8 protein-coding genes are annotated in these 6,245 nt (G+C 62.1%); 6 read left to right on the top strand and 2 right to left on the bottom strand.

Going from position 1 to position 6,245, the window contains the following annotated elements; genetic code table 11:
• From R3217_10045 to R3217_10020, 6 genes are all read left to right on the top strand, one after another.
• Nucleotides 1-551, top strand: a 551-nt coding sequence (locus tag R3217_10045; GenBank protein MDX1455786.1) for a cytochrome C peroxidase, incomplete at its 5' end; no start/stop codon positions are given.
• Nucleotides 552-560: 9 nt separating this feature from the next.
• Entirely contained in the window at nucleotides 561-998 is a 438-nt protein-coding gene (locus tag R3217_10040) for a YeeE/YedE family protein (protein ID MDX1455785.1), read from the top strand.
• On the top strand, nucleotides 998-1,417 hold the full coding sequence (locus tag R3217_10035; protein ID MDX1455784.1) for a DUF6691 family protein: 420 nt from the start codon (nucleotides 998-1,000) through the stop codon (nucleotides 1,415-1,417). The genes R3217_10040 and R3217_10035 overlap by 1 nt, the downstream gene beginning before the upstream one ends.
• Before the next feature lie 117 nt (nucleotides 1,418-1,534).
• Nucleotides 1,535-2,695 (top strand): isocitrate/isopropylmalate family dehydrogenase, encoded by a 1,161-nt coding sequence (locus R3217_10030; protein MDX1455783.1) that lies wholly within the window; start codon nucleotides 1,535-1,537, stop codon nucleotides 2,693-2,695.
• An 85-nt stretch (nucleotides 2,696-2,780) separates the two neighbouring features.
• Complete coding sequence (locus R3217_10025) at nucleotides 2,781-4,067, top strand: aminotransferase class III-fold pyridoxal phosphate-dependent enzyme (GenBank protein MDX1455782.1); 1,287 nt, start codon at nucleotides 2,781-2,783, stop codon at nucleotides 4,065-4,067.
• Nucleotides 4,068-4,084: 17 nt separating this feature from the next.
• Complete coding sequence (locus tag R3217_10020; protein MDX1455781.1) at nucleotides 4,085-4,423, top strand: hypothetical protein; 339 nt, start codon at nucleotides 4,085-4,087, stop codon at nucleotides 4,421-4,423.
• Between the two features lie 44 nt (nucleotides 4,424-4,467).
• Here the strand turns inward: R3217_10020 and R3217_10015 are convergent, their stop codons facing one another.
• Together R3217_10015 and R3217_10010 are read right to left on the bottom strand one after the other, a co-directional pair.
• The gene (locus R3217_10015) at nucleotides 4,468-5,916 is read right to left on the bottom strand and encodes an NAD-dependent succinate-semialdehyde dehydrogenase (protein MDX1455780.1); all 1,449 of its coding nucleotides are present in this window, start codon (nucleotides 5,914-5,916) and stop codon (nucleotides 4,468-4,470) included.
• A gap of 20 nt (nucleotides 5,917-5,936) precedes the next feature.
• Nucleotides 5,937-6,245: amidase family protein (locus R3217_10010; GenBank protein MDX1455779.1), on the bottom strand; the 309-nt coding region annotated here is incomplete at its 5' end.

Here is a 6,245-nt window from a genome sequence, read left to right as displayed (position 1 = left end):
ACTTCCACGTCCTGGCCGTGCCGCAGATCGGCCATGGCAAGGGCCATGGCATCTCCAATGACGATTTCGGCCGTTCGCCAATCACCCGTGATCCGGCCGACCGTTACAGGTTCAGGACCCCGACCTTGCTGAATGTCGAGGTCACCGCGCCTTATGGTCACACCGGTGCCTACGCGACGCTGGAAGACATGATCCGGCATCACGCCCAGCCTGAGGCCACGCTGATGGATTACGTGCAGAATGCGCGCTGGTGCGAACTGCCGCAGTTCAGCGACATTGCCGGTTGCACCGACCTGTACCCGAACATCGAGTACTTTGCGACCGAGGCGGTCGAGCAGCTCGAAGCCAATCGTGCGCTCGGCGTCAGCAAGCTCGAGGACCTCAACCTGACCGATACCGAGGTCAGCGACTTGGCAGCGTTCCTGACGGCACTGACCGATCCTTGCGTCAAGGATCGGGCCTGCATGGAGCCCTGGCTTGTCGAAGTCACCGATCCCTTCCCGGATGACACGGCAGTCCGTGCGGTCGACGCAAACGGGGATCCACTCTGATCCATGGACATGATCGCGACTGAGTTCAGCCCCTGGGCCTCACTGGCCGGGGGCATTCTCATCGGGCTGTCGGCAGCGGTACTGATGCTGGGCCTGGGACGCATCCTGGGTGCCACCGGCATTCTTGCCGGACTGGCAATCCCGGACAACCGCAGCGAGTTCGCCTGGCGTGCCACCCTGGTGCTCGGCATGATCGCCGCTCCCGTCGTGATTTTCCTGTTCACGGGCCGCTGGCCTGTCATCGACATTCCCGTCAGCCTGCCGATGATCATTGTCGGCGGGGTGCTGGTGGGATTCGGCGCCAGCGTTGGCTCCGGTTGCACGTCGGGCCATGGCGTCTGCGGCATGGCGCGATTTTCGCGCCGCTCGATTCTTGCCGTGCTGACCTTCATGACAACAGCTGCAGTGACGGTCTACCTCATTCGCCACGTGACGGGGGGCTGGTGATGCGCTACCTCTGGCTGTTCCTGACCGGCCTGCTGTTCGGCATCGGCATCGCCATCTCCGGGATGATCAACCCGGCCAAGGTGCTGAACTTCTTCGACATTGCAGGCACCTGGGACCTGTCGCTGGCCTTTGTCATGGGCGGCGGCCTGCTGGTGACCGTCATTGCCTATCCGCTGATTTTCAAACGTGATCGTCCGGTCTTCGATCTTTCCTTCCGGTTGCCCGACACGAAGCACATCGACAAGCGGCTGATTGGCGGCTCGGCAATCTTCGGTATCGGCTGGGGTATAGCCGGTTTCTGCCCGGGCGCCGCGCTGCCCGCCCTCGGCACCGGCAAAATGGAAGTCTTTGCCTTCGTGGCTGCCGTGATCGTCGGTATCGGCATCGCAAAGCTGGCAACACGACTGAAGATCATCTAACCCGAAAGACCATTTCGCACTCGAAAGACCGGCATGTCCGCAAAAGCGTACAGCCGGTCTTTGCGTTTTCAAAACCGCCTGTCCATCATGGTGAGTACGTTTCAATAGAGCAGGGACATGCAGAAACGAACACGCTGGAATATCGCGGTACTCCCGGGCGACGGTATCGGCCCGGAAGTCATGCATGAAACCATGCAGGCGCTGGACGCACTGGCCAGGCAGCATGAGCTCGACCTGTCGCATCAATCCTTCGACTGGCCTTCCACCGCCTGGCACGAGCAGCATGGCGAGCTCTGGCCGAAAGACTGGCGCGAGCAACTCGGGAAGTTCGATACCATCCTGCTGGGCGCGCTGGGCGACCCTGGTCCGACCAGCAACCCCGACCGCTATGTCCTGACCGACGGCCTGTCGCTGTCGCCGCTGCTGCACATCCGCAAGGGATTCGACCAATGGGCCTGCGAAAGACCGGCGCAGCGCCTTGAAGGCGCGCCGCAATACCTGGCAGATCCCCGCGCGGAAGACATCGACATGCTGGTCGTGCGCGAGAACAGCGAAGGGGAATACGTGGGCGAGGGTGGCCGCGTGGCGCAGGGCCGACCGGACGAGATTGCCAGCCAGACCGGCATTTTCACCCGCCGCGGCACGGAACGGATCATCCGCCATGGCTTCGAGCGCGCCAGGCAACGTGCCGCCGAGCGTGCGCAAGGCCTGCGCAGGCAGCGTGAATTCAAGTCGCCGGACGGCAGTACCGCACACGCCCAGGTCTGCCTGATCACCAAGCGCAATGCCCTGGCACACTGGGGCGAGTTGTATACCGAGGTGTTTGCCGAAATCGCACAGGATTACCCGGATATCGCCACGCACCACGAGCTGGTCGATGCCGCCTGCATGAAGTTCGTGATGTGCCCATGGCAGTTCGATGTCGTGGTAGCCAGCAACCTGCAAGGCGACATTCTCACGGACCTTGCGGCCGTCCTTTCCGGCGGCATGGGTGTGGCACCGTCATCCAACATCAATCCCTCCGACCGTTCCAAGCCACCAATGTTCGAGCCGACCCATGGCAGCGCACCGGACATAGCCGGCCAGGACCTTGCCGGACCGCAAGCGATGCTGCTGACTGCCGCGATGATGCTCGACTGGATGGGCGAAGAAGATGACAAGGCGGCGGCTGCCGGCCGCGCCTTGCGTGCCGCAGTCGAAAGCGACATGGCCGAGCACGGCGTCAAGGGCCGGAAGTGCAGCGAAGTGGGCGCCAGCATCCGCCAACGACTGTCATAAGCGCTCCCATTCCCTTGCAAGCGGCATTCTGCCCATGCAGGGTAGGGGAAAGATTCGAACGCACACGTAATCAAGGGGGTTACACATGATTGGCGACTTCATTTCCAAGTTGAAGGGTGCATCCGGGCTTTCTCCCTTGCTGAAGCAATCGACGTCCATCACCGCATCGCACGGCGAGGGCTGCTACCTGTTCGACACGGACGGTCGCAAGTACCTGGATTTCACCTCCGGTATCGGCGTACTGAGCACCGGCCACTGCCATCCGAAAGTGGTCGAAGCCGCAAAGGATCAGGTCGGCAAGCTGGTGCATGGCCAGTACGCCATCGTGAAGCACGAACCCATCATGAAGCTCGCCGATCGACTCGCCGAGATGATGCCGGGCGATATCGATCGCGTGTTCTTTTCCAATGCCGGCACCGAAGCGGTCGAAACGGCACTGCGACTCTGCCGCCATGCCACTGGCAAACCGAACATGATCGTGTTCCGCGGCGGCTTCCATGGCCGCACCATGGGCTCGCTGTCCTTGACCACTTCCAGCGCCGGCATTCGCGCCGGCCTGCAACCAATGATGGGCGGCGTGGCCGTTGCCCCGTTCCCGGACACCTTCTGGTACGGCATGGATGAAGAGGCCTGCGCCGATTTCTGCCTCAAGGAGCTCGATCACATCCTGGCCACTTACAGCGTGCCGAGCGAAACCGCGGCGATGCTGATCGAACCTGTGCAGGGCGAGTCGGGTTACGTGCCAGCAAACACCAAGTTCATGCAGGGCCTGCGCGAACGCTGCGACAAGCACGGCATCCTGCTGGTGTTCGACGAAGTGCAGGCCGGCAACGGTCGCACCGGCAAGTACTGGTCGCACGAGCACTTTGGCGCCGAGCCGGACATCCTGATCACGGCGAAAGGCATGGCCAGCGGCTTCCCGCTCTCTGCCATGGCCGCACCGGCAAAGATCATGGAGAAAGGCTGGCCCGGTTCGCAGGGTGGCACCTACGGCGGCAATGCCGTGGCATGCGCCGCCTCGCTCGCCACGCTGGACGTGATCGAGGAAGAAGGCCTGGTCGAGAATGCCGCAAAACAGGGCACTTACCTCCGTACGCGCCTGGAAGACCTGCAGCGCGATCACAAGGAAATTGCCGACGTGCGTGGTATCGGCCTGATGCAGGGCACCTACATTGTCGACAGTCAAGGCAAGCCGGACGGCGACCGAACCGCGGCACTGCTGAAAGCCTGCGAGGAACGTGATCTCTTGCTGATTCGTTGCGGTGCTTACGGCGGCCAGGTGGTGCGCTGGATCCCGCCGCTCATTGTCACGCAGGATCAGGTCGACCAGGCGGTCGATGTGTTTGCCGACGCACTCAAGGCGACGAAGTAGACCAGGAACAGGAAACAATGAGCGAAGAGGTCGCAGCCAGCGATTACGCAAGCGGAAGCGATGCGTCCTCGATCTGCTTTACAGCAGAGCAGTGGACGGTATTCCGCCCCCTTTACCGGCTTCAGCTGCTGAGCAAGCAACGGATCGGTCCGCCGATCAGTGCCATCCAGTCATTACGCTACTGGTTGGAGTTCCAGTGGGCTAAACGCAGGCATCCAGCCGTTGCTGGTGAGATCGACTCGCTGGTCGATGACCACAAGAAACTGACCTGGCATGACCTGAAGGACGACAGCTGGGCGAGGCAACAGCAAGGCGACGGCAACATCCGCGTCAGGGTTTCACCAAAGCATCCATGAAAAAGGCCGCCATCAGGCGGCCTTTTTCATGCCCGGGAAAAACATCAGCCCTTCGGCACCGCCTGTGCTTCGACAAAGTCGAACAGGCCTTCCAGGCCACCTTCGCGACCGTAGCCGGATTGCAGCATGCCGCCGAACGGCGCTTCCGGCGTCGGGCCGGTGCCGGTATTCCAGCCGACATGGCCGAAGTGCAGCTTCGCGATCACGCGCTCGGCGAGTGCATCGTCGGCCGTGAACAGATAGGAGGCGAGGCCGAACTCGGTATCGTTGGCGATCTCGACAGCTTCGTCTTCCGTTTCGAATTCCAGCATCGGCACCAGCGGGCCGAAGGTCTCGTCGCGCGCGCATTCCATCTCGCGGGTCACCTTGCGAATGATGACCGGGCCGTGGAAGCCGCCCCAGTCGTTGTCGATAGGGCCGGGGTCCTCGCCGAACATGTGCTCGGCGCCCTTGTCGAGCGCATCCTTCACATGCCGGCGTACCTTCTCGTAGCCGTTGCGATCGATCAGTGGCCCCATGTCGGTGTCTTCCTCCATGCCATCGCCAACCTTCATGTCCTTCACGCGCTCGATGACCTTCTCGCCGAAGGCCTGCGCGACATCCTTGTGCACGAGAATGCGATTGGCACAGACACAGGTCTGGCCACCGCCACGGAACTTGTTGGCGATCAGGTTATCGGCCGCCGAATCGAGATCGGCATCCTTGAACACGATGTAGGGCGCGTTACCACCGAGTTCCAGCGTCAGGCGCTTGACCTGGTCGACCGTGTTCTCGATCAACTTCTTGCCCACACCAGTCGAGCCCGTGAAAGACAGCACCGTCACACGCGGATCCTCGCACAGCGCATCGCCGATCTCGCCGGCAGGTCCCATGACGAGATTCACCTTGCCCTTGGGCAGCTTGACGTCGCGATCCAGGATCGTGAACAGCGCAATCATGGTCAGCGGCGTCTTGGAGGATGGCTTGATGACGCTGGGGCAATCCGCGGCCATCGACGCACAAAGCTTCTTGGCGATCATGCCGATGGGGAAATTCCAGGGGGTGAGCAGGGCAGCCACACCGGCGGGGCGGTAATGCACCGTCCAGTCACCCGGGCGCAGCGTCTTGCCAACCTTGTGCGGCTTCAGCGCCTCGACATTCTCGGCCGCGAAATCGAAAAACGCGGCGGCGTAATCCACTTCACCTTGCGCTTCCTTCCAGGGCTTGCCGTGTTCCAGGCAGAGAATGCGACCGATCTCTTCCTTGTTTGCGCGCAGGGCATCCGCGGTCTTTTGCAACCATTCCTTGCGTTGCTCGATACTCGCGACATCGAAACGCGTCGCATGCGCGGCTTCGACCGCCCGCAGTGTCTCGGCCTTGCCCATGGAAGCGACCGAGGCGAGCTTTTCGCCATTCGCCGGATTGTGCACGTCCAGGGTGTCGCCGGAATCGGCGCCAACCCATTCGCCATTGATGTAACCCGTCAGGTTCTTCAGTAGTGGAGAGTCGATCATTGCGTCACTCCGTATTTCGATCAGCCCAGCAGCTTGGGGCGGATGTGGGTGAGGGGGTTCGCTTTCTGGTAGGTGTTCGCGGCGCGCAACACCAGGTCGTCGCGATGTCGTGCACCAACCAGCTGGATGCCGATCGGCAGCCCGTCCTGCGTAAAGCCGCAGGGCACGCTGCAGGCCGGCTGTCCCGTCATGTTGAAGGGATAGGTGAACGGCGTCCATGTCGGCCAGCGTTCATGCGGCCAGCCATCCGGCACTTCCTGGCCCGCCGTGAAGGCCGGGATCGGCAGCGACGGCGTCAGCAGCAGGTCGTATTTCGCGTGGAAGCGATT

Source organism: Gammaproteobacteria bacterium (assembly GCA_033720895.1).
Taxonomy (GTDB): Bacteria; Pseudomonadota; Gammaproteobacteria; order Natronospirales; family JAJUFS01; genus JAWWBS01.
This window is presented reverse-complemented; position numbering and strand designations above follow the sequence as displayed.

Excerpts from the sequence above, each read along its gene's own strand:
- R3217_10020 (MDX1455781.1), top strand. The coding sequence starts at position 4,085 with ATGAGCGAAGAGGTCGCAGCCAGCGATTACGCAAGCGGAAGCGATGCG.
- R3217_10040 (MDX1455785.1), top strand. The coding sequence starts at position 561 with ATGATCGCGACTGAGTTCAGCCCCTGGGCCTCACTGGCCGGGGGCATT.
- R3217_10015 (MDX1455780.1), bottom strand. The coding sequence starts at position 5,916 with ATGATCGACTCTCCACTACTGAAGAACCTGACGGGTTACATCAATGGC.
- R3217_10025 (MDX1455782.1), top strand. The coding sequence starts at position 2,781 with ATGATTGGCGACTTCATTTCCAAGTTGAAGGGTGCATCCGGGCTTTCT.
- R3217_10030 (MDX1455783.1), top strand. The coding sequence starts at position 1,535 with ATGCAGAAACGAACACGCTGGAATATCGCGGTACTCCCGGGCGACGGT.
- R3217_10035 (MDX1455784.1), top strand. The coding sequence starts at position 998 with ATGCGCTACCTCTGGCTGTTCCTGACCGGCCTGCTGTTCGGCATCGGC.